Consider the following 22110-nt stretch of genomic DNA (forward strand, 5'->3'; position numbering starts at 1 on the left):
TCGTTCCGGGACCCCACCCATGCACATGCAACCGACCCTGCCCCACCCCGCCCTGCGCCGCGCCATCCGGATCGCGGCCCAGCCGCTGCTGCTCGGCGGCGCGCTGGCGCTCTGGATCGCGCTCGACCTGGACGAAGGCACGGCCGCGCTCGTGGCGCTGGTGGCCGCGCAAGGGCTGCTGGCGCTGCTCGAACGGCTGGCCCCGGCCATGCCGCAGTGGCGCCACCGTGCCGCTGAGAAGGCGGTGCTCGCCGCACTCTACCTGCTGACGCTGGTGCTGCTGCAGCTGATGCTGTCGGTGTACGCGCTGGTCCTGGTCCCGTCGCTGGCCGCGGCGCGCGAGGCGCTGGGACTGGCGCTGTGGCCGCAGGGCTGGCCGCTGCTGGCGCAGGTGCTGCTGCTGTTCCTGGCCGCGGACTTCATCTACTACTGGATCCACCGCGCCCTGCACCGCTGGGCGCTGCTGTGGCGCGCCAGCGGCCATGGCTTCCACCACGCCTTCCACAACCTGCACGCGATCAACACCGGCACGTCGCACCCGTTCGAGGTCATGCTGCTGGCGCTGCCGGTGGTGCTGGTGGCGGCGCTGTTCGGCGCCGGCGCGGAGGCGGTGGCCGGCGCGACCGTGCTCGCCGTGGTCAACACCTCGATCGCGCACGCCAACCTCGACATCGACACGCCGCTGCTGCGCTGGGTGTTCACCACCAGCAACCAGCACCGGCGCCACCATTCGGCCGTGTTCGAGGCGAGCAACAGCAACTACGCCTGCAACGCGATCCTGTGGGACCGGCTGTTCGGCACCTACTCGGAGGGCGAGGTGGCGCAGACCGGCATCGGGCCGCGCGAACCGACCCTGCTGCAGAAGCTGCTGCTGCCATGGCGCGAACCCGAGGATGTCGACACCGCCGCCTCGCGCCGCGACGCGCGCGCGTGACGCGCGGCCGTCAGGCGCCCGCGCCGGCGCCGTAGTCCTGGTAGGACTTCTCCTCGACGTAGGACGAGCCCAGGGCGAGGTTGATGTCCTTCTTGATGCGGGCGCGGGTGTCGTTCTCGAAATACACGGCGCGCGCCAGGCGCACGAACTCCGCGTCGAAGGCCTGCGCCTTCTCCTTGAGCCGGATGTCGTCCTCGATCACCCACAGCCGCTCGTTGACCGCCTTCAGGTCGGCGCGCAGGCGGGCGATGTCGTGGCCGGCGGCCGGATGCGCCATCCAGGTGCACTCGAGCGCGTCGAGCTCGTTGCGGACGTTGGCCAGCTTGGCTTCGTCGGTCATGCGCTCGGACTTGATCTGCAGGATCGCGATCTTGTCGAGCAGTTCGCCGAACGACACGGGCACGGAGATCTCGGACATCGGGCCTTCCGCCGGAAATAAGGCCCGACAGTCTAGCCCTGCGCCTTGTTCGCGGGCACCCCGCCCCGTATGATTGCGCCCCCGGCGTTCAGCGCCGGGACCGCGCGACACCCGCGAATTCCGGGGAGGTGGCAGAGCGGTTGAATGTACCTGACTCGAAATCAGGCAGGCGTTTATAGCGCCTCGGGGGTTCGAATCCCCCCCTCCCCGCCAGCATCGGCGAAAGGCCCCCATCGGGGGCTTTTTGCCGTGATGCGGCCTATTCCTGGGTCGAGGCCGGCGCAGCAGGCGGCGGCGCCGCCTGCCCGGCATCATCGGCCGCCGGATCCGTCTCCGCCGGAGCCTCGCCCGCGGCGGGCACCGGTGTCGCGGCCGCGCCGCCCACCCGGCTCACCCGCCAGACGGTGTTCGACAGGTCGTCGGCGACGATCAGCGCGCCGCGCGGGTCCACCGTCACGCCAACCGGACGGCCGCGTGTGGTGCCGTCGGCGTCGCGGAAGCCGGTGACGAAGTCGACCGGATCGCCCGCCGGGCGGCCGTTGCGGAACGGCACGAACACCACCTTGTAGCCCACCGGGTCGGAACGGTTCCAGCTGCCGTGCATGCCGACGAACGCGCCGTCGGCGAACTGCGGCCCCATCACCGGACTGGAGAAATCCACGCCCAGTGCGGCCACGTGCGCGCCCAGGCTGTAATCCGGCGTGATCGAGGCCGCGACCTTCTCGGGGTTCTCCGGCTTCACGCGGGTGTCGACGTGCTGGCCCCAGTACGCCCAGGGCCAGCCGTAGAAGCCGCCCTCGCGCACCGAGGTCAGGTAGTCGGGCACCAGGTCCGGGCCGATCTCGTCGCGCTCGTTCACCACCGCCCACAGCTGGCCGCTGCCTGGCTGGATCGCCAGCGCGGTCGGGTTGCGCAGGCCGGTGGCGTACGGGCGGTGCATCCCGCTGGCGACGTCGATCTCCCATACCATCGCGCGGTCCTGCTCGGCCATCATGCCGCGCTCGGTGATGTTGCTGTTCGAGCCGATGCCCACGTACAGGAAGCGGCCGTCGGCGCTGGCCGTCATCGCCTTGGTCCAGTGGTGGTTGATCTCCGAGGGCAGCTCGGTGAGCGTCTCCGGCGTCGCCGCGCGCGCCTGGGTCTGGCCGGGATGGTAGTCGAAGCGCACCACAGCATCCTGATTGGCCACATACAGGTCGTTGCCGACCAGGGCCAGGCCGTAGGGCGCGTTGAGGTTCGCGGCGAAGACCGTCTGCACCTCGTAGTCGCCGTCGCCGTCGGCATCGCGCAGCAGGGTCAGGCGGTTGCCGCTTTCCACCTGGGTGGTGCCGGCAGCCTTGATCGGCCCGGCGATCACGTCCTTGGGCTTGAGCGGCGGCGCGCTGCCGCCGCGGCCTTCCGCGACCAGGATGTCGCCGTTGGGCAGCACCAGGGTCTGGCGCGGGATCAGCAGGTCGGTGGCGATGGCGCGCACCTCGAAGCCCTCCGGCACCATCGGCAGGCGATCGCCCCACCCGGCCGGGTCGGCGATCTTCATCTCCGGCAGCAGGCCGCGGCGGGGTTCGGGCAGGTCCGGCCGGGCGCCGTACTGCGGCGGCTCGGGCGCGGGATTGCAGGCGGCGAGGGTCAGGGCCAGCGCGATCGCGCCGGGCAGGCGGAGACGGCTCATGCGAACGCTCCCGGCCGCACGGCGCGGCACGCGAACCAGATGGAGACGGCCAGCAACACCGCCGCCAGTCCCGACAGCACCAGGCTGACCGGCATGGCGTCCCAGGCGTCGCGGGCGTGGGTCAGGGCGGCCAGCAGGGCGGCGATCCACGCCGCGAACAGCAGGGCCGCGTGCAGCAGGCTGGCGCGCGTGCGCCGCGACGGCGCCAGGCCGAACAGCGCGCAGACGAAGGCGGCGCTCGACAGCACCAGCCCGCCCACGTTCAGCCATGCGGCGAAGTTGATCCACTGGACCTCGTAGCTGCGTGCATAGGCGATGTCGCCGAGCAACGCCCCGAGCAGCAGCGCGAGCGCGCCGCCGAGCAGCAGCAGGTGGACGGGATGGAACACATGAGCGCGCGGACGCTCCAGGGTCGCTGACATGGACGTTTCTCCGGGACGGCACGGCCGGGGGCGGTGCCCGGGTCGATCCACGAGGCTAGTCGAGCGTGGTTGACGGGAATGTGCACGTGGAGGTGCCGCCGGCCCGCACGCGCGTCCCCGCGCGGCACAGCGGAAGCGCAGGGCGCGCGCCGGACGCGCAAGGATGTGACGCGGCGCCCGCGCGCGGATGGCCCCGTTGCGTCACTTCCGGGCGGCCGGAATGCGCACTGCATCGCGATTCGGCCGGGCACGCTTTCTGCTTGTCACCAGCGTGGCCCGCGGGGACAGGCGGGCCGAACCGGCACCCATCGACATGCGCGTATCCGACTTCCACCTCCGCAAGCTGGGCGAACAGGCCGGCATCGCGTTGCTGCGCGCGGCCCTGCTGCTGGCCGTGGCGTTCGCGCTGATGGACTCCATCCGCACCTGAGCACTCCACCGCCGGACCACGGCCCGGCGAGCCTGCGGCGCCGACACCCGCCACGCCCGCCCGCGGCGCGGCGGCCGCGGACGGTCACGAAGCACCGCTACTTCCGCGACAGCGCGTCCTGGGCGGCGTGCACCAGGTAGATGTAGCTGGCGCCGAGGTTGATCACGTACTCGTTCTGGCCCCAGAAGAACGGCCAGTCTTCCTTGTTCTCCGGGAAATCGGGCTTGAGCACCAGCACGCCGGGGACGATGCCGCCAGCGATGAAGCTGAAATCCGCCCGGTTCATGCCGTAGGCCACCTGCTTGGACTTCGCCCCGACGGCGGAGACGAACGAGATGTTCGAGTCCGGATGGGTGCCGTAGAGGTAGTTCAGCCCCTGCAGCGTCGGCTCGATGTCGAACAGGTCGGGGTACGCCTGGTGCAGGCGGTAGTTGGTCGTTGCCATGCCGATGACCGCGCCGTTGCCGGCCCAGCCGCCGCGGGTGATCAGCACCCCGTACGGGTTCTCGGACACCATCTGCGCGCGTTCGGCCTTGAACGCTTCGGCGCGAGCGCGCATGCGCGACTGGAAGGCCGGGTCCATGCGGTCGAGCACCGGCAGCACGACGGCGGCATTGAAGCCGAAGCGTTCGTCGATCGCCGGCCACAGCTCGGCGATGCGCGCGGCATAGGCCGCGTCCCCGGTGGTCAGCAGCAGCTGCGCGGCCGCGCGCAGTTCCTCGTCCTGCGGATCGCCGCCGGTGGTGTTGCCGACCCGGAACAGGTTGGGCTCGCGCCCGTGCTCGAACGCCCACACCTTCTTCGCCGTGGCCAGGCATTCCTCGGCCAGGGCCTCGTTGTGGCCGCGCAGCGCGCGGCTGGCGGCGGCGAGCGCCGCGGCGGAGCCGTAGTTGAGCGCGGTGGTGTTGGTGGTGAACGCGAGGCGGTCGTCGTTGAGCGAATCGGGATCGTCCGGATCGTCGACCTTGCCGTCGGTCTTGCTGGCCGCGTCGCCCAGGTGGGTGTACTGGCCGAGGTCCGGCTCGACGATGCCGGGGATCGCGTGCCCGAACACGCGATGCTGGGCGATCAGCGCCAGGGTGCCGTGCTCGATCTGCTGCAGCAGGTCGGGCACGCCGTCGGGGCGGTGCAGTTCGACATGCTGCCTGTCCTGGTCGATGGTGGTCTCGTCGCGCCCCGGACGGAACTGCTCCCAGGTGTCGACCAGCGACATCACCGTGGCGTAGTGGGTCTGGGTACGGATGTCGAAGTCGCCCGCATCGAACCAGCCGCCGTAGTCCAGGCCCGGGATGTGTTCGCCGGGCTGGAACGGGGAATCCAGGTCCGGGCCCTGCCCGAACAGGTCGAAGTGCTCCTTGTTCGGTTCCACCTGGCGCGCGTCGTCCATGTGCGAGCGCCCATGCCACACCCGGTAGGCCTCGTTGACGAACATGTGGTCCATCTGCACGGGGAAGAAAACGTCCAGGGTCGGGTGCCAGGCGGTGGCGTAGGCGTCTTCGGCGATGCGGAACGCGTTGCTGCGCTGGCCGGCGGCCTCGATCACGTACAGGCCCGGCTCACGCACGTCGGAAAAATCGAAGGTGTAGTACTCGTAGCGCAGGTACGGGCCCCAGTGCGCCGCCTGCGCCGCGTGCGCCTGCTGTTCGCGCCCGTCCGCGCCGATGCGCAGCAGGCGGGCCCGGCCCGGCGCCGCGGCGTTGCGGTCGGTCTCGAGTACCGCGACCTTGCGCTGCGCCGGGTGGTAGCCGACCTGCGAATGACCGATCACGGTCTCGCGCGTCCAGTCCGGCACGGTATTGCCCTCGAGGGTCCACTCGAGCACGGTCCCGGTGCGGCCCGCCGGCAGCAGGCTGCGCACCACGTACCAGCCGTTCTGGGCCTGGTTGCGGCCATCGAACAGCGCCAGCTCGCCCTCGCGCGCCCGCAGGGTGACGCGCCGCTGCGGATCCTCCGGCGCCAGCGTCAGGCTGCGCCCGCGCGCCATCGGCTGCCGGACCGGCTTGCCCTGCGCGTCGCGCGTGGTCGGGCCGGCCGGGTACAGCGGCAGCTGGCCGCCGCCCTGCTCGGTCATCCAGCTCTTGCCCCAGTAGGCCGAGGGCAGGAACTCGAGGTTGAACCCGGCCTGGCCTTCGAGCGCGGCCGGCAATGGCTGGTCGAACACCACCTCTACCTTGACGCCCTCGCCCGCGGGCGAGACCCGGATGTCGTATTCGAACCCGTGGGCGGCATAGCCCAGCCGGGTGGTGACGGTGCTCGTGGCCGGGTCGACCTTGCGGTCGACCATCAGCGCCACCGGGTCCCACTGCTCCGGCGTGGGGCTCAGGCGCACGTCGCCATTGGTCGCGGTGCGCACGCCGTGGTGGATCAGTTCCACGCCCGCATGCTTGGCGTCGCTGAACAGGCCGTCGTAGTAGTTGCTGAAGGCCAGCACGTCGAGGCCGCGCTTGTGGAAGTACTCCAGCTCGTTGAGCTCGGGCGGTGCCGACCACGCGGCCAGCGGCGAGGCCAGCGTCGCGGCCAGGACGCAGGCGAGCAGGCGGCGCGGCACGCGCGCGGCGGGACGGCGGTTCGGATCGGTCATGGTGTTCCCCCGGAATAGAATGTTAACGCTAACATCCGCCGCCCGCCGTGACTTGCGGCGCTGCAGCAAGCGCTCCAGGCTCATGTGCGTTGCAGCCGTCGGGCGCATTCCGCTGGGGCAGTGCGTGCCTGGCCGAAAAGCCGCAGCCCGCACCTGACCCGGGCAGGCACCACCAGGCCCGACGGCGCCGGCGCCCCACGGTACCGGCGACCCGACGGATGGCAGGGTCAGCCGCGGGGATGGTGGGTCGCGTGCAGCTGCCGCAGCTTCTCCCGCGCCACCAGGGTGTAGATCTGGGTGGTCGACAGCGAGCTGTGCCCCAGCAGCATCTGCAGCGCGCGCAGGTCGGCGCCGTGGTTGAGCAGATGGGTGGCGAAGCTGTGGCGCAGGCCGTGCGGGCTGATCCGGGCTGGATCGATGCCGGCCACGGCGGCGCAGCGCTTCACCGTCGCCCAGAACTGCTGCCGGCTGGGGGGCTCGCCCGCGGCGGTCAGGAACAGGGCCGGGACCGTGCGTTTCCCCGCCAGCAGCGGGCGCGCCTGGTCCAGGTAGCGTTCCAGCCAGTGCTGCGCCTCCTCGCCCAGCGGCACCAGCCGGTCGCGGCCGCCCTTGCCGGTCACCCGCAGCACGCCCTGGCGCAGGTTCACCGCGGTGGCCGGCAGCTGCACCAGTTCGCTCACGCGCAGGCCGCAGGCGTACATGAGTTCCAGCATGGCCCGATCCCGCAGGCCCTCCGGCGTATCCACCTCCGGCGCGGCCAGCAGGGCCGCCACCTGGGCCTCGCCCAGCGCCTTGGGCAACGAGCGCGGCAGGCGTGGTGGTTCGACCAGCGCCACCGGATCGTCCTCGCGCAACCCGCGCCGTCGCAGGTGGGCGAAGAACGATCGCAGCGCGCTGAGCAGGCGCGCGTTGCTGCGCGCCGAGTAGCCCTCCCGGGCGCGCAGCGAGAGGTAGTCGAACAGTGCCCCGCGATCGAGCGCCGCCAGACCGCCGCCCGCGCCGTCGCGCCAGCGCGCGACCCCCTCCAGGTCGCGCCGGTAGCCGTCGAGGGTGTTGCGCGCGGCGCCGGTCTCGGCCCACAGGGCGTCGAGGAAGCGGTGGATGGCGTCCGCGTCGGACTCGCGCAACGGCGGCAGCGCATGCATGCGCTGGCGGCGTTCGGCGGGCGTGGCGCTGGTCATCGATCCAGCTTAGCCGAGCGCGGCAGCCGGTATCCTGTGCGCATGCCCTCCACGCCCGTCGAACACGCCGCCACACGCGGATCCGCCCTGGTCGGACGACGGCTGCTGTCGCTGCTGTACGACCTGCTGCCCGTGCTTGCGCTGTGGTTCCTGCTCTCGGCCCTGTTCACCGCCGGATACACCTACCTCGGCGGCCACGACCCGCACGAGAACATCGCCCCCCTGAGCGCGCTGCAATGGCTGCTGTGGCTGGCCTGCTGGGGCATCAGCGGCGTGTACGCGACCGCCAGCTGGCGACGCGGCGGGCAGACGCTGGGCATGCGCCCCTGGCGGATCCGGGTGGTGGCAATGGACGACGCGGAGCCGACCCGCGCTGCGCTGTGGACGCGCTATGCGGCGGGGACGGTGTCTCTGCTCGCGGCGGGACTGGGCTTCTGGTGGGCGTGGCTCGACCGCGATCGGCTCGCCTGGCACGACCGGATGAGCCGGACGCGGGTGGTGCGGATCGATGGCACGGCCGCGCGGTAGCCGCGCGGCCAGGCATGCGTGTTCCGCATCCGGTGGCCGCTGCAGGAGCCATGGCGGAAGCGACCGTGGTCGCGAAGGGCGGATCGCCATATGCCGCCGCGCGCAGGCGATCGGCCGGCCCGTGGGGAAGTACCGCGCGAGGCAGTGCCTCGCGATGTCGGCCTGCTCAGCCGGACCTGTGCAGCGCGCCTGGCGTTCGGCTGGCCTGCGCGGCAATGCCGCGCAAGCAGGCCAGCCTCACCCACTCCGTTTCCGGAAGAGGAGCCAGGAGACGGTGAGCATGATCAGCGGCGGGACGAGGTAGGCGATGCGGTAGTCGAAGCTGTAGACCGCGGCCAGTTTCACCACTTGGGTCTGCAGCAGCCAGAAGCCGAGCGCGAACACCACGCCGATGAACAGGCGCCGGCCGAGGCCGCCGCTGCGCAGGCTGCCGAAGGCGAACGGGATCGCCGCCAGGCACAGCGCCAGCACGTTGAGCGGGTAGAACCAGTGGCCCCAGTAGTACTCCTCGAACTCGCTGGCATCGAGCTGGTTGCGCTTGCGATAGTCGATGCCTTCCTTCAGCTCGGCCGAGGACATGTAGCGCGGGCGCCAGATGTTGCTGGCGTTGGCCGCCAGCGCCGCGGCGTCGAGGCTGGAGTCCCAGCGCTCCTCGTCGACGTCCGCCTGGGCGACCGCGCGCTCGTCGAAATAGGTGCGGCGCACGCCGCGCAGCAGCCAGCCGCTGGTGCGGTGCTCGGCGATCTTCGCGTGCGCCACCGACGCCAGGCGGCCGTCGGCGTCGAACTCGAACAGGCGCACGTCGTTGAGTTCGAGCCAGGTGTCGCCGCCTTCGCTGCGTTCGCGCCCGGCCTGGGCGTTGAGGAAGGTCTCGCCCTCGCGCGCCCACAGTCCCGAATACTGGGCGACGATCATGTCGTTCGAGCGCGCGGCCGACTTCATCATGTCGGCGCTGCGCTGCGCCCACGGGCCGAGGGTCTCGGCATTGACCATCATCAGTCCGGTCAGCACCAGGAGCGGCAGCGCCACCGACACGCTCAGCCGCTTGCGCGACACGCCCAGCGCGCGCAGGGCGGTCAGCTCGGAACTCGCGGCGAGCTGGCCCAGGCCCATCAGCGAACCGATCACCGCCGCGGTGGGGAACATCATGTACGCGCGCCGCGGGAGGGTGTGGGCCACGTAGGTCACGGCGTCGAACACGCGGTAGCTGCCCTGCCCCACGCTGCGCAGCTCGTCGACCATCGCCAGCACCATGTCGAGCCCGGTGAGCACCGCCCACGTCAGCAGCACCGTGCCCACGACCACGCGCGCGACCAGCAGGTCGTGCAGCTTCGGGAACGGCCTCATGCCACGGCCCGCCGCGAGGCGCGCATGCGGCCGTCGCTGAAGTACATCCACAGCCCCAGCGCCAGCAGCGGCAGCAGCAGCCACCACAGGCCCAGCGCCGACGGCAGCCGTCCGGCGGCGAGGCCGTTGGTGCCGACCAGCATCAGGTTGACGCCGAACACGTACGCCAGCAGGCCGAGGATGATCCGGCCCCAGCGCGCCTGCCGCGGCGGACTGCGCGCCAGCGGCACCGCCAGCAGCGCGAAGGCCAGCGCCAGCAGCGGCGGCGCGATGCGGAAGTGCAGCTGCGCGCGCGCCTCGACGCGCTCGTCGGGCAACAGCGCCAGCGTGGACATCAGTTCGGGGTCGTCGTCGATGTCGCGCGATTCCGCGTCCGGCAAGCGCACCTCGTTGGCGGCGTAGCGCATCAGCCGGAAATCCCTGCCGCCGTCCATCGGGCCCTCGACGCGAAACCCCTCGTCCAGGGTCAGGTAACGGGTGTTGCCCTCCACCGACAGGGTGCCGGTGCGGGCCGAGGTCACGTCCATCCGGCCTTCGTCCTGGCGGTAGATGAAGACGCGGCCGAGCCGGGTGCCGTCGTTCGACATCGCGTTCGCGTACACCACGCCGCCGCCACCCGGCAGTTCCACGAAGCGCCCGGCTTCCAGTCCCGCGACCAGCAGGCTGCGCTGGCCGACTTCGATCATCTGCTGCGAATACTGCCGCGCCCACGGGCCCAGCCACAGCGAGCACGCGCCGATCATCAGCACGAACGGCACCACCAGCATCATCAGCGGGCGCAGCATGCGCCGCGGACCCACGCCGACCGAAGTCAGCACCGGCATCTCGCTGTCGCGGTACAGCCGTCCCACCGACAGCAGCAGGCCGAGCATCAGGCCCAGCGGCAGGATCAGCGGCAGGTAGTTGAGGACCTGCAGGCCGAGCTGGGCCAGCATCATGCCCGCCGGCACGCGCCCGCGCACGATGTCGCCGAGCACGTCGGCGAACACCGCGCCGAGGCTCACGATCATCAGCACCACCAGGGCCGCGAACGTGGTCTGCGCGAATTCGCGGAACAGGTAGCTGTCGAGCTTCGGCATCGGGCGGGGGCTTGGATTAGACTAGGGCGTTGCGTCCGGCTGCAGCGGCGCCCGCGAACATGCCGCGGCGATGCGGCTCCACGGCCCGCAGGCCGCGTCCGGGCGCCGATTGTACGGAAGTCACCTGGAATCTGATCGATGACCCTCGAATTCACCCTGAACCGCGCCGCCCCCGCCACCGCCGCCACCGACTGCATCGTGGTAGGGGCGTTTTCCGACGGCACGCTCACGCCCGCCGCGCAGGCGCTCGACGGCGAAGGCCGCCTGGCGGCGCTGGCGGCGCGCGGCGACGTCTCCGGGGCCACCGGCCGCAGCCTGCTGCTGCACGACCTGCCCGGCCTCGCCGCGCCGCGGGTGCTGGTGATCGGCCTGGGCGATCGCGCCAAGTTCGGCGTGCCGCAGTACCTCAAGTCGGTGGCCGACGCGGTGCGCGCGCTGCGCACCGGTCCGGTGAAGCAGGCGCTGTTCACGCTGTCCGAACTCGAGGTCGCCGGTCGCGACGCGGCGTGGGCCATCCGCCAGGCGGTGGTCGCGGCCGACCACGCCGCCTACCGCTACCTCGCCACGCTGGGCCCGAAGAACAAGAAGCGCAACGACAGCGGACTGGCGACGTTCGCGCTCCAGGGCGACGACGAACAGGCCCTCGCGCAGGGCAAGGCGATCGCGGCCGGCGTGAAGTTCGCGCGCGAGCTGGGCAACCTGCCGCCCAACATCTGCAACCCGGCCTACGTCGCCGAGCAGGCGCAGGCCTTCGCCGCGCGCTTCGACGGTGCCGAGGCCGAGATCCTCGACGAGACGCAGATGGAGGCGCTCGGCATGGGCGCGCTGCTGGCGGTGGCGCGCGGGTCGGCCAACCGCCCGCGGCTGGTGGTGCTGAAGTGGAACGGCGGCGGCGACGCGCGCCCGTTCGTGCTGGTCGGCAAGGGCATCACCTTCGACACCGGCGGCGTGAACCTCAAGACCCAGGGCGGCATCGAGGAGATGAAGTTCGACATGTGCGGCGCGGCCGCCGTGCTCGGGACCTTCGTGTCCGCGGTCGGGCTGCAGCTGCCGATCAACCTCGTCGCGATCGTGCCGGCGGTGGAGAACGCGATCGACGGCAACGCCTACCGCCCGTCCGACGTGATCACCAGCATGTCCGGCCGCACGATCGAGGTCGGCAACACCGATGCCGAAGGGCGGCTGATCCTGTGCGACGCGCTCACCTACGCCGAGCGCTTCCAGCCGCAGGCGCTGGTGGACGTGGCCACGCTCACCGGCGCGTGCATGGTGGCGCTGGGCCGCTTCGCCTCGGGCCTGATGAGCAAGCACGACGACCTGGCCGACGAACTGCTCGCCGCCGGCGAGGACGTGTTCGACCGCGCCTGGCGCCTGCCGCTGTGGGATGAATACCAGACGCTGCTGGAATCGAACTTCGCCGACGTCTACAACATCGGCGGCCGCTGGGGCGGCGCGATCACCGCAGGCTGCTTCCTCGCCCGCTTCACCGAGGGCCAGCGCTGGGCGCACCTGGACATCGCCGGCAGCGCCAGCGGCGACGGCAAGATGGGCATGGCCACCGGCCGCCCGGTCGGCCTGCTGAGCCAGTGGCTGATGGATCGCGCCGCGGGCGCGCCCGCGGCCTGATTGCGGGAAGGCGGCGGTCGCCCTCGCGGCCGCCGCGGTCCAGCGCCCCTCCCGATGCCCCGCGCCGATTTCTACCTGATCGCCAAGCCGCGCTTCCGCGCGCAGCCGCTGCGGCTGGCCTGCGAACTGGTGCGCAAGGCCTACGAGGCCGAGCTGTGGACGCTGGTGCTGGCACGGGACACCGCCCAGGCCGAGGAGCTCGACGACCTGCTGTGGGACATGGGCGAGGACGCCTACATCCCGCACCAGATCGCCGGCCGCGACGATGAGGACGAGCTCACGCCCGTGCTGATCGCCGATCCCCAGACCGACGCGCCGATGCGGCCGCTGGTGGTGAACCTGCGCGACGCGCCGGTCGCGGGCGGCTTCGAACGCGTGCTGGAAGTGGTGCCGGCCGACGAATCCGCGCGTGGCCCGCTGCGCGAGCGCTGGACGCACTACAAGGCGCTCGGTTTCGAGGTCAACAAGTACGACATGTGACCGCGCTGCCTGCGCGGACCTGCTTTTTCCTTCCTCCGCCTGCGGCGGAAGGTGCCCGAAGGGCGGATGGGGGCGCACCGGCCGATGCCCCGATCCCAGCCCTCCCCGCGGGGAGGGGGCCGAACCAGCCTGCTGCAAGACCGACCATGACCGACACCCTCGCCCCGTCCTACGATCCCGGCAGTTTCGAATCCCGCCTCTACGCCGAGTGGGAAGCGGCCGGCGTGTTCGCGCCGCGCGGCGACGGCCCGGCCTATACCATCCTGCTGCCGCCGCCGAACGTCACCGGCACGCTGCACATGGGCCATGCGTTCCAGCACACGCTGCAGGACGCGCTGGTGCGCTACCACCGCATGCTCGGCCACCGCACGCTGTGGCAGATGGGCAGCGACCACGCCGGCATCGCGACCGAGATGGTGGTCGGCCGCAACCTGGCGCTGGAAGGCAAGGGCGAGACCCGCGACTCGCTCGGCCGCGAGGGCTTCATCGCCAAGGTCTGGGAGTGGAAGCAGCGCTCGGGCGACACGATCGAGCGGCAGATGCGCCGCCTCGGCACCTCGGGCGACTGGTCGCGCAGCGTGTTCACGATGGACCCGATGCCGTCGAAGGCGGTGGTCGAGGCGTTCGTGCGCCTGCACGAGCAGGGCTTGATCTACCGCGGCAAGCGGCTGGTGAACTGGGATCCGGCGCTGAACACCGCGATCTCCGACCTCGAGGTCGAGAACCGCGAGGTGCCCGGCCACATGTGGCACTTCAAGTATCCGCTGGCCGGCGGCGAGATCTACGAATACGTCGAGCGCGACAGCGAGGGCAACGTCACCCTGCGCGAGACCCGCGACTACATCTCGATCGCCACCACCCGCCCGGAAACCATGCTCGGCGACGGCGCGGTGGCGGTGCACCCGGACGACGCGCGCTACGCGCCCATCGTCGGCAAGCTGTGCGAGATCCCGGTGGGGCCGAAGCAGCACCGGCGCCTGGTGCCGATCATCACCGACGAATACCCCGACCCCGATTTCGGCTCCGGCGCGGTCAAGATCACCGGCGCGCACGACTTCAACGACTACGCCGTGGCCGCCCGCAACGGCATCCCGCTGTATGCGCTGATGGACGCGCACGCGCGCATGCGCAGCGACGGCCTGTCCTACGAGGAGAGCGCACGGATCGCCGGCGAGATCGCGCGCGGCGAACGCGCGCCGCACGACGTCGGCGCGGTGAACCTGGTGCCCGACGAGCTGCGCGGCCTGGACCGCTACGAGGCGCGCGCGCGCGTGGTCGAGGCGATCACCGCCGAAGGCCTGGCCGTCACCGGGCCGGACGGAGCGCCGCTGGTCGAGTCCAAGCCGATCATGCAGCCCTTCGGCGACCGTTCCGGTTCGGTGATCGAGCCGTACCTGACCGACCAGTGGTTCGTGCGCATGGACACCATGGGCCGGCGCGGGATGGAGCTGGTCGAGAACGGCAGCGTGAAGTTCGTGCCGCCGAACTGGATCAGCACCTACCGGCACTGGATGGAGAACATCCAGGACTGGACCATCAGTCGCCAGCTCTGGTGGGGCCACCGCATCCCGGCGTGGTTCGACGCCGCCGGCAACGCCTACGTGGGCCGCGACGAGGCCGACGCGCGCGCCCGCGCCGGCATCGGCAGCGAGGTCGCCCTGCGCCAGGACGAGGACGTGCTGGAAACCTGGTTCTCCTCGGCGCTGTGGCCGTTCAGCACGCTCGGCTGGCCCGATGCGGACGCGATGCGCGAGCGCGGCTTCGACACGTTCCTCCCGACCAGCGTGCTGGTCACCGGCTTCGACATCATCTTCTTCTGGGTCGCGCGCATGGTCATGATGACCGACGCGCTGACCGGAAAGGTCGCGTTCGACGACGTCTACATCACCGGCCTGGTGCGCGACAAGGACGGCCAGAAGATGTCGAAGTCGAAGGGCAACATCCTCGACCCGCTCGACATCATCGACGGCATCAGCGCGGACGCGCTGGTCGCCAAGCGCACCACCGGGCTGATGAAGCCGACCGACGCGCCGAAGATCGAGAAGGCCACGCGCAGGGAATTCCCCGACGGCATCGCCGCGCATGGCGCCGACCCGCTGCGCTTCACCATGGCCGCGCTCGCCGGCCCCGGTCGCGACATCAAGTTCGACCTCGGCCGCGCCGAAGGCTACAAGAACTTCTGCAACAAGCTGTGGAACGCCACCCGCTTCGTGCTGATGAACACGGACACGCTGTCGCTTCCCCCGCACTCGGGGGACGGTGCCCGCAGGGCGGTTGGTGGCGACAGTGCATCGCCCGTCACCGACGCCGAGAAGTGGATCCTGTCGCGCCTGGCCAGGGTCTCCGCGGAAGCGCAGGCCCACTTCGCCGCCTACCGCTTCGACCTGCTGGCGCAGGCGCTGTACGAGTTCGCCTGGAACGAGTTCTGCGACTGGTTCGTCGAGCTGGCCAAGCCGGCGCTCAACGGCGATGACCGCGCCGCCGCCGACAGCACGCGTCGCACCCTGCTCACGGTGCTGGAAGCGTTGCTGCGCCTGCTGCACCCGCTGGTGCCGTTCGTCACCGAGGAACTGTGGCGCCAGGTCGCGCCGCGGCTGGGCATCGAAGGCGACACCATCTCGCTGCAGCGGTATCCGCAGGCCGGCGACGTGGCCGGTGACGATTTCGCCCGCGCCGAGGCCGATATCGAATGGCTCAAGCAGATGGTCACCGCGCTGCGGCGCATCCGCAGCGAGCTGGGCGTCTCGCCGATGAAGCAGGTGCCGCTGCTGGTGCAGGCAGGGTCCGCGGACGACCGCGCGCGCCTGGCGCGCTTCGCCGCGCAGCTGCGCTTCCTCAACCGGCTGTCGGCGATCGACGCGGTCGAGGGCGAACCGCCGGCGTCCGCCGCGGGGCTGGTCGGCGAGCTGCGCCTGTTCGTGCCGCTCGAAGGCCTGGTCGACCTGGACGCCGAACGCGCGCGCTTGGACAAGGAACTCGCGCGCGTGTCCGCGGAGAAGGACAAGAGCCAGGCCAAGCTGGCGAAGTTCAGCGACAAGGTGCCCGCGGCGGTGGTCGAGCAGGAGCGCCAGCGCCTGGCCGACTGGACCGCGCAGCACGAAGCGCTGTCGGCACAGCGCGCAAGGCTGGCGTAGCGCGGCGGCGCGTTGCGTCGCGCGCCCGTCGTCGCGGCCGGCTGATCGAACCGGCATGCAGTCACGTGCGCGGGTGCGGTCGCGACGCGGTCGAGTCCCCGCCACCGCCGCGGCAGGCGCCCGCTACGCCCAGCCGTCGACCATCAGTTCCTTCGCCATCACGATCGCGTCCTCGCGCCCCTGGTGCGCGGGGTAGTAGCGCGGCCGGCGGCCGATCTCGTTGAAGCCCTCGTCGTGGTAGAGCGCGATCGCGGCCGGATTGGACGGGCGCACCTCGAGGAACACGCGCTGCGCACCCTGCCCGCGCGCGGCGCGCTCGAGCCCGCGCAGCAGTCGCCGGCCGTGCCCGCGCCCCTGCTCCGCCGGCTCGATGCACACGTTGAGCAGGTGCGCCTCGCCGACGGCCACGCTCAGCACGCCGTAGCCGATGATCCGCGCCTCCGACTGCAGCACCCAGGACGGATAACCGGCGCGCAGGCAGTCGCGGAAGATCCCGACCGTCCACGGGAACGGGTAGGCGCGCACCTCGATCGCCATGACCGCATCGAGGTCGTCTTCGCGCATCGGCCGCAGCGCCGCCTGCGGCACGCCGGCCGCCACCGCGCCCGCCGCGCTCATCGCGCGGGCCGCGCCCGCAGTGCGCGCAGGCGCGGCCACAGTGCGCGCCGCGTGCGCGCATCGCGCAGGCCACCGGGCGGAAGCAGGCCACGGCACAGGGCGAGCGCCTCGACGTCGTGCGTGTCGCGACCCGCGGCCCGCAGCAGGGCGCGCAGCAGCGCATCGGGGCCGGGGCCGGCCTCCTCGGGGGGCGGCGTCGCGGCGGCCGGGAGGTGTGCCGCCGCGCCCGCGTCGGCGTCGCCGGACTGCACCCGGTACACGGTGTAGCCCATTTCGGCCAGGATCTCGCGCTGCAGGCGATCGAAGCTCACGCCGCCTCCGGGCGCGCGCCCTCGCGCCGGCGCCAGAACCACAGCACCGGGCCGGACAGCGCATACAGCGACGCCGCCGCCAGCAGCGTCTTGGGCGGGTCCACCCACAGCGCGATCAGGATCCCGAGCGCGATCAGCAGCGCCACGAACGGCACGCGTTCGGCCCGTGGCCCGGTGCCGCTGCCCTTGAAGCTGTTGTAGCGCAGCCGGCTGACCATCAGCAGCGCCGCCACCACGGTCACCGCCAGCGCCGCGTAGCGCAGGTCCTCGCCGGCCAGCCCCAGTTCGTGGCAGGTCCAGACGAAGCTCGCCATCAGCCCCGCGGCGGCGGGGCTCGCCAGGCCGATGAACCAGCGCTTGTCCACCGTGCCCACCTGGCTGTTGAAGCGCGCCAGCCGCAGCGCCGCGCAGGCCGCGTACAGGAACGCGGCCAGCCAGCCGATCCTGCCCTGGGTCATGCCGTCGAGCTTCATCGACATCAGGGCCCAGTGGTACATCACCAGCGCCGGGGCCATGCCGAAGCTGATCAGGTCGGCCAGGGAGTCGTACTGGACGCCGAACTCGCTCTGGGTGTTGGTCAGCCGCGCCACGCGACCGTCGATGCCGTCGAGGATGCCGGCCACGAAGATCGCGATGCAGGCCGCCCCGTAGCGGCCCTGCGACGCCGCGATGATCGCGAAGAATCCCGCGAACAATCCGCCCGTGGTGAACAGGTTGGGCAGCAGGTAGATGCCGCGGCCGCGCGGCGGCGCTGGGGTCTGGGGCTCCATCGCGGCAGTGTAGCGCCTGCCGGCGGGTGACCGGCGGCACCGGGTCGCGGGCGCGCGGGCACGCAGGGCGGTCACGTTTCCGCGCCGCATCGCTTGCGTCGCGCCCGTGGCGATGCTGGAATCGCGCCACGCCCCCGCTCCCGCAGGAGTTCCGCGATGTCCCGCCTTGCCCTTCTGGCGCTCGTCGCCGGCCTGTCCGCCGCGTCCGTCGCATCCGCCGCCGAGGTCTACCAGTGGAAGGACGCCAACGGCGTCACCCACTATTCGCAGACCCCGCCGCCCAAGGGCAGCTACCAGCAGCGCCAGATCACCAGCAGCGGCGCCGGCACCGCGCAGGCGACCGCGCCGCAGGCCGCGGCCGCGGGCGAGAACCCCAACTGCGCCACCGCGCGCGCGAACGTGGCCGCCCTGAGCGGCGAACGGCCGGTGCACGAAGCGGGCGAGGACGGCCAGCCGGGCCGCGCCCTGAACGACGCCGAGCGCGCCAGCCAGCTCGAACTGGCGAACGCCGCGGTCAAGGCCTACTGCGACAGCCCGGCCGGCTGATCCGGCGATGCGCCTGGCCTGGGCGATCGTGGCGGGGGCCCTGGGCGCCGGCGCGCTCGCCTGGTGGCTGACGCGCGAAGCCGCGCCCGCCGCGTCGCCCGCGTCCGCGGCGATGCCGGCCGCCTCCGCTGCTGCCGGCGCACCACCGGCGTCCGACGGGCCCGCCCTGTACCGCTGGCGCGACGACGCCGGCGTCGTGCAGGTGACCGACATCCCGCCGCGTGGACGCGACTACACCCTCGTCGACGTGGCCGCGCTGGAACGGCGCAACACCATCCAGGCCAGCCCGACGGTCGAAGCCGCGCGCTGAGCGCCCCCGCCGGGTCCGCGCGGGGCGCATGGCAGAATGCGCGTCCCGCCGCCCCGAGCCCGCCGATGCGCCTGTCGCAGTTTCACCTCCGCACCGAAAAGGAAACGCCCGCCGAGGCCGAGATCGCCAGCCACAAGCTGATGCTCAAGGCCGGCATGGTCCGCAAGCTCGCGGCCGGGCTCTACACCTGGTCGCCGCTGGGACTGCGGGTGCTGCGCAAGGTGGAAGCGGTGGTGCGCGAGGAAATGGATTCCGCCGGCGCGATCGAGATGGCGATGCCGTCGGTGCAGCCGCGCGAACTGTGGGAGGAAACCGGGCGCTGGCAGAAGTTCGGCCCGCAGCTGCTCAAGATCCGTGACCGGAAAGAGCAGGAATACTGCTTCACCCCCACCGCCGAGGAAGCGGTGACCGACTTCTTCCGCCACGAGTGCGCGAGCTACCGGCAGCTGCCGGTCAACTTCTACCAGGTCACCACCAAGTTCCGCGACGAGATCCGGCCGCGCTTCGGCGTCATGCGCGCGCGCGAGTTCGTGATGAAGGACGCCTACTCCTTCCACGTCAGCGACGAGGACCTGATCGAGCGCGGCTACAACGTGATGTACGCCGCCTACGAGCGCATCTTCACCCGCCTGGGCCTGGCCTACCGCGCCGTAGCCGCGGATACCGGCGCGATCGGCGGCAGCGCCTCGCACGAATTCCATGTGCTGGCCGAGTCGGGCGAGGACGCGCTGGCGTTTTCGGAAGGCTCCGGGTACGCCGCCAACGTCGAACTGGCCGAGGCGGTCTCGCCGGGCGAACGCCCTGCGCCGTCGGAGACGCTGCGCACGGTCGACACGCCGGTGCAGAAGACCTGCGAGGACGTGGCCGCCCTGCTCGGCATTCCGCTCGCGCGCACGGTGAAGTCGGTCGCGGCCATGGGCGCGGACGGGTTCGTGCTGGCGCTGGTGCGCGGCGACCACGTGGTCAACGAGATCAAGCTCTCCAAGCTCCCGGGCATGGCCGAGTACCGGCTGGCGACCGAGGCCGAGATCGTCGACCACCTCGGCTGCGAGCCCGGCTTCCTCGGGCCCCGCGGGCCCCGCAAGGCGATCCGCGTGGTGGCCGACCGCAGCGTCGCGGCGATGGCCGATTTCGTCATCGGCGCCAACGCGCCCGGCGCGCACCTGGCCGGCGTCAACTGGGGCCGCGACCTGCCCGAACCGGACGTGGTCGCCGACATCCGCAACGTGGTCGCCGGCGATCCCTCGCCCGATGGCCAGGGTGTGCTCGGACTGGCGCGCGGGATCGAGGTCGGCCATGTGTTCGCGCTGGGTCGCCGCTACTCCGAGGCGATGGGCTGCACCGTGCTCGACGAGCACGGCAAGGCGGTGCATCCGGCGATGGGTTGCTACGGCATCGGCGTCTCGCGCATCGTGGCCGCGGCGATCGAGCAGAACCACGACGCCGCCGGCATCCGCTGGCCCGAGGCGATGGCACCGTGGCGCGCGGTGGTGTGCGTGATCAATCCCAAGGGCAATGCCGAGGTCGCCGCGGCGGCGGACGCGCTCTATCGCGAGTTGACGTCCGCCGGCGTGGACACCGCGCTCGACGACCGCGGCCTGCGCCCGGGTTCGATGTTCGCCGATATCGAGCTGATCGGCATCCCGCACAGGGTCGTGGTCTCCGAGCGCGGACTGGCGGCGGGCACGTTCGAATATCGCGCGCGCACCGCCACCGAATCCGAGCAGCTCGACCGCGCCACCCTGCTGGCGCGACTGTCGGGCGGTTGATAATCCCGGCGCGATAATCGCGGCGATAATCCGCCCGCGCGGCCTGCGCGACGCGTCCTCACGCGTATTCGATTATCATGCGCCGGTGCCATGGACGGGACATCCTTTCCAGATCCGGAGTTTGTTTGCATGGCAATCGATTTGAACGCACTGTCGCCGAAACAGCTCGACGCCCTGATTTCAGAGGCCAAGGCCCGCAAGACCGCGCTGAGGAAGCGCAAGCCGATCGCCGCGATCCGCAAGCGGATCGTCGATTTCGCCGCGGCCGAGGGCTACACGATCCAGGAACTGTTCGGCGGCCGCGCGGGCGCGACGGCCAAGGCACCGGCCGCGAAGCGGGCCACGAAGCAGGCCGCCGGGCGCAAGCTGGGCAAGGTGCCGCCGAAGTACCGCAACCCCGCCGCACCGACGGAGACCTGGACCGGTCGCGGCAAGCAGCCCCGCTGGTTGGCGGCGCTGGTCAAGAAGGGCCGCAAGCCCGAGGAATTCCTGATCAAGAAATGATTCCCCGTCTCGCGGGACGCAATCGTGCACACGCCGGCCTCGCGCCGGCGTTTTTTGTTTGCGTGAGATCGCCCCGCGCTGGGTTCGCTGCAGGCGGGCCACGCGCGCGCCGGATCGCCCGGCCGTGCGCCAGCCGCCGCCGCGCGCCTTCGACACGATGCCGCGTCCGCGTCCGCTACAGGTTGCGCCTCGCCGGCAGCAGCAGGTTGCCGATCAGCAGCCCCGCGATCAGCGCCAGCAGCACGTTGAGCACGGTGATCGCGGCCGCCTGTCCGGCGGCGACGTCCTGCTGCTGCACCGCCACCAGCAGGCTGCGCAGGCTGGTGCTGCCCGGCACCAGCATGATGATGCCCGGCACCCGGATCAGCGCGCCCGGGCGCCGCATCCAGCGCGCGTAGCCGTTGCCGGCCACGGTGATCACCAGCGCCGAGAGGAACACGCCGATCGGGCTTCCGAGCCACTGCCCGACCAGGCGCGAGATCGCATAGCCGGCGATCGCGGCCGCCATCACCAGGGCGATGTCGCGGCGCGCGGCGCGGAACAGCGCGGCGAACGCCCAGGCCGCAGTCACCACCGCGCCCCATTCGACCCACCCCGGCTGCGGCCGCCAGGCACGCACCTGCGGCTCCAGGCCCGCCAGTTGCACCACGGTCAGCGCGATCATCGTGCCCACGGTGAGTTTGAGCAGCGTGGTCAAGGCACCGAAGAAGCGCGCGGTCCCGGACATCAGGTGCTGGCTGGTGAGTTCGCTGAAGGCGTTGGTCAGCGCCATGCCGGGCATCAGCACGATCATCGAGGCGATGACCACGGTGTTGAGGTTGAGCGGCGCGACAAAACTCGCCACCAGGGCGGAGAGGCTGCCGGCGACGATGCCGGCGATCGCATCGTCGGCCTCCTTCATCTGCGGGCGGTTGCGGCTGGCCAGACCGAGCAGGCCGACCAGGGTGCCGATCACCCCGGCGGTGGCGATGTCGAGCCAGGGCAGGCGCAGCATGCCAGCCACGCTGGCGGCCGCCAGGCCGAAACCGGCGACCTGCTGGACGAGGCCGCGCCAGTCCGCGCCGCGGTCCAGCGCGCGCAGCGCGGCATGGCCCTCGCTGATGTCCAGACGCCCGGCCATCACCTCTTCGGCGATCCGGTCCGCTTCGCACAGCTTGTACAGGTTGGTCTCGCCAGGCGGCAGCCGGATCACCCGCGTGGTGTCGCTCTCGCCCGGGGGCCGCTGCGGATCGCTGAAGCTCAGGATCAGCCCGGTCGGATTGCTCCAGGGCTCGCAGTCGAGCCCGAGCTGGCGCGCGACCGCGACGATCGCGCCCTCCAGGCGCTGCGAGGTGGTGCCGTAGCCGTGCAGGTGCCCGGCCAGCTCGACGATGAACGCGATGCGCGTGGCGTAGGCGGCAGCGGTAGCCGGCGTGGGCATCGTCGTCGGTGACATCGGCACAGGATCGCACGG

General features: G+C 71.6%; 20 protein-coding genes and 1 tRNA gene. 10 read left to right on the forward strand and 11 right to left on the reverse strand.

Going from position 1 to position 22110, the window contains the following annotated elements; genetic code table 11:
* Positions 1-19 precede the first annotated feature (19 nt).
* Entirely contained in the window at positions 20-934 is a 915-nt protein-coding gene (locus tag QFW80_RS07145; RefSeq protein WP_280600887.1) for a sterol desaturase family protein, read from the forward strand.
* Between the two features lie 10 nt (positions 935-944).
* Here the strand turns inward: QFW80_RS07145 and QFW80_RS07150 are convergent, their stop codons facing one another.
* Positions 945-1352: a DUF6165 family protein gene (locus QFW80_RS07150; RefSeq protein WP_280600889.1), complete on the reverse strand. Its 408-nt coding sequence runs from the start codon at positions 1350-1352 to the stop codon at positions 945-947.
* A gap of 122 nt (positions 1353-1474) precedes the next feature.
* On the opposite strand from QFW80_RS07150, the gene QFW80_RS07155 reads away from it, so the two are divergent.
* Positions 1475-1565 (forward strand) — tRNA-Ser (locus tag QFW80_RS07155).
* Positions 1566-1611: 46 nt separating this feature from the next.
* On the opposite strand, the gene QFW80_RS07160 is transcribed toward QFW80_RS07155, so the two are convergent.
* The 4 genes from QFW80_RS07160 to xerD all read right to left on the reverse strand — a co-directional run bounded on the left by QFW80_RS07160 (position 1612) and on the right by xerD (position 7635).
* On the reverse strand, positions 1612-3021 hold the full coding sequence (locus tag QFW80_RS07160) for a PQQ-dependent sugar dehydrogenase (protein WP_280600891.1): 1410 nt from the start codon (positions 3019-3021) through the stop codon (positions 1612-1614).
* Positions 3018-3443 carry a DUF2231 domain-containing protein gene (locus QFW80_RS07165; protein ID WP_280600892.1) on the reverse strand — a complete coding sequence of 142 codons (426 nt, stop codon included), beginning with the start codon at positions 3441-3443 and terminating at the stop codon, positions 3018-3020. The genes QFW80_RS07160 and QFW80_RS07165 overlap by 4 nt, the downstream gene beginning before the upstream one ends.
* A 527-nt stretch (positions 3444-3970) precedes the next feature.
* Positions 3971-6454: a glycoside hydrolase family 9 protein gene (locus tag QFW80_RS07170; RefSeq protein WP_280600894.1), complete on the reverse strand. Its 2484-nt coding sequence runs from the start codon at positions 6452-6454 to the stop codon at positions 3971-3973.
* A gap of 227 nt (positions 6455-6681) precedes the next feature.
* Positions 6682-7635, reverse strand: a complete 954-nt coding sequence (gene xerD / locus QFW80_RS07175) for a site-specific tyrosine recombinase XerD (protein ID WP_280600896.1) — start codon at positions 7633-7635, stop codon at positions 6682-6684.
* 42 nt (positions 7636-7677) lie between these two features.
* Here xerD and QFW80_RS07180 point away from each other — a divergent pair, with 42 nt between their 5' ends.
* On the forward strand, positions 7678-8163 hold the full coding sequence (locus tag QFW80_RS07180; protein ID WP_280600898.1) for an RDD family protein: 486 nt from the start codon (positions 7678-7680) through the stop codon (positions 8161-8163).
* A 237-nt stretch (positions 8164-8400) separates the two neighbouring features.
* Here QFW80_RS07180 and lptG read toward each other — a convergent pair whose 3' ends face one another.
* Both lptG and lptF read right to left on the reverse strand, forming a co-directional pair.
* A complete protein-coding gene (lptG, locus tag QFW80_RS07185; RefSeq protein WP_280600899.1) occupies positions 8401-9510 on the reverse strand; it encodes an LPS export ABC transporter permease LptG in 1110 nt (369 codons plus the stop codon).
* Complete coding sequence (gene lptF, locus QFW80_RS07190) at positions 9507-10589, reverse strand: LPS export ABC transporter permease LptF (RefSeq protein ID WP_280600900.1); 1083 nt, start codon at positions 10587-10589, stop codon at positions 9507-9509. Before lptF ends, lptG begins: the two co-directional genes overlap by 4 nt.
* A 138-nt stretch (positions 10590-10727) precedes the next feature.
* Here lptF and QFW80_RS07195 point away from each other — a divergent pair, with 138 nt between their 5' ends.
* The 3 genes from QFW80_RS07195 to QFW80_RS07205 all read left to right on the forward strand — a co-directional run bounded on the left by QFW80_RS07195 (position 10728) and on the right by QFW80_RS07205 (position 15829).
* Positions 10728-12215, forward strand: a complete 1488-nt coding sequence (locus QFW80_RS07195) for a leucyl aminopeptidase (protein WP_280600901.1) — start codon at positions 10728-10730, stop codon at positions 12213-12215.
* Positions 12216-12269: 54 nt separating this feature from the next.
* A complete protein-coding gene (locus tag QFW80_RS07200; protein WP_280600903.1) occupies positions 12270-12695 on the forward strand; it encodes a DNA polymerase III subunit chi in 426 nt (141 codons plus the stop codon).
* Between the two features lie 146 nt (positions 12696-12841).
* Entirely contained in the window at positions 12842-15829 is a 2988-nt protein-coding gene (locus QFW80_RS07205; RefSeq protein ID WP_280600905.1) for a valine--tRNA ligase, read from the forward strand.
* Between the two features lie 123 nt (positions 15830-15952).
* Here QFW80_RS07205 and rimI read toward each other — a convergent pair whose 3' ends face one another.
* From rimI to pssA, 3 genes are read right to left on the reverse strand one after another with little or no spacing between them, the layout of a single operon-like run.
* Positions 15953-16447, reverse strand: coding sequence for a ribosomal protein S18-alanine N-acetyltransferase (rimI, locus tag QFW80_RS07210; protein WP_280600907.1), 495 nt, complete (start codon positions 16445-16447; stop codon positions 15953-15955).
* A complete protein-coding gene (locus QFW80_RS07215; RefSeq protein ID WP_280600909.1) occupies positions 16444-16758 on the reverse strand; it encodes a hypothetical protein in 315 nt (104 codons plus the stop codon). The genes rimI and QFW80_RS07215 overlap by 4 nt, the downstream gene beginning before the upstream one ends.
* Complete coding sequence (gene pssA / locus QFW80_RS07220) at positions 16755-17528, reverse strand: CDP-diacylglycerol--serine O-phosphatidyltransferase (protein ID WP_280600911.1); 774 nt, start codon at positions 17526-17528, stop codon at positions 16755-16757. Before pssA ends, QFW80_RS07215 begins: the two co-directional genes overlap by 4 nt.
* Positions 17529-17684: 156 nt before the next feature.
* Here pssA and QFW80_RS07225 point away from each other — a divergent pair, with 156 nt between their 5' ends.
* From QFW80_RS07225 to QFW80_RS07240, 4 genes are all read left to right on the forward strand, one after another.
* On the forward strand, positions 17685-18074 hold the full coding sequence (locus QFW80_RS07225) for a DUF4124 domain-containing protein (RefSeq protein WP_280600913.1): 390 nt from the start codon (positions 17685-17687) through the stop codon (positions 18072-18074).
* Positions 18075-18081: 7 nt separating this feature from the next.
* Positions 18082-18384 (forward strand): hypothetical protein, encoded by a 303-nt coding sequence (locus QFW80_RS07230; RefSeq protein ID WP_280600915.1) that lies wholly within the window; start codon positions 18082-18084, stop codon positions 18382-18384.
* Between the two features lie 65 nt (positions 18385-18449).
* A complete protein-coding gene (locus QFW80_RS07235; RefSeq protein ID WP_280600917.1) occupies positions 18450-20153 on the forward strand; it encodes a proline--tRNA ligase in 1704 nt (567 codons plus the stop codon).
* A gap of 129 nt (positions 20154-20282) precedes the next feature.
* Positions 20283-20657 (forward strand): H-NS histone family protein, encoded by a 375-nt coding sequence (locus QFW80_RS07240; RefSeq protein ID WP_331488494.1) that lies wholly within the window; start codon positions 20283-20285, stop codon positions 20655-20657.
* Positions 20658-20832: 175 nt separating this feature from the next.
* On the opposite strand, the gene QFW80_RS07245 is transcribed toward QFW80_RS07240, so the two are convergent.
* Positions 20833-22092: a threonine/serine exporter family protein gene (locus tag QFW80_RS07245; RefSeq protein WP_280600920.1), complete on the reverse strand. Its 1260-nt coding sequence runs from the start codon at positions 22090-22092 to the stop codon at positions 20833-20835.
* Between the last annotated feature and the right edge of the window lie 18 nt (positions 22093-22110).

Source organism: Luteimonas rhizosphaericola, from assembly GCF_029888045.1.
In the GTDB taxonomy this organism is placed as follows: Bacteria; Pseudomonadota; Gammaproteobacteria; order Xanthomonadales; family Xanthomonadaceae; genus Luteimonas; species Luteimonas rhizosphaericola.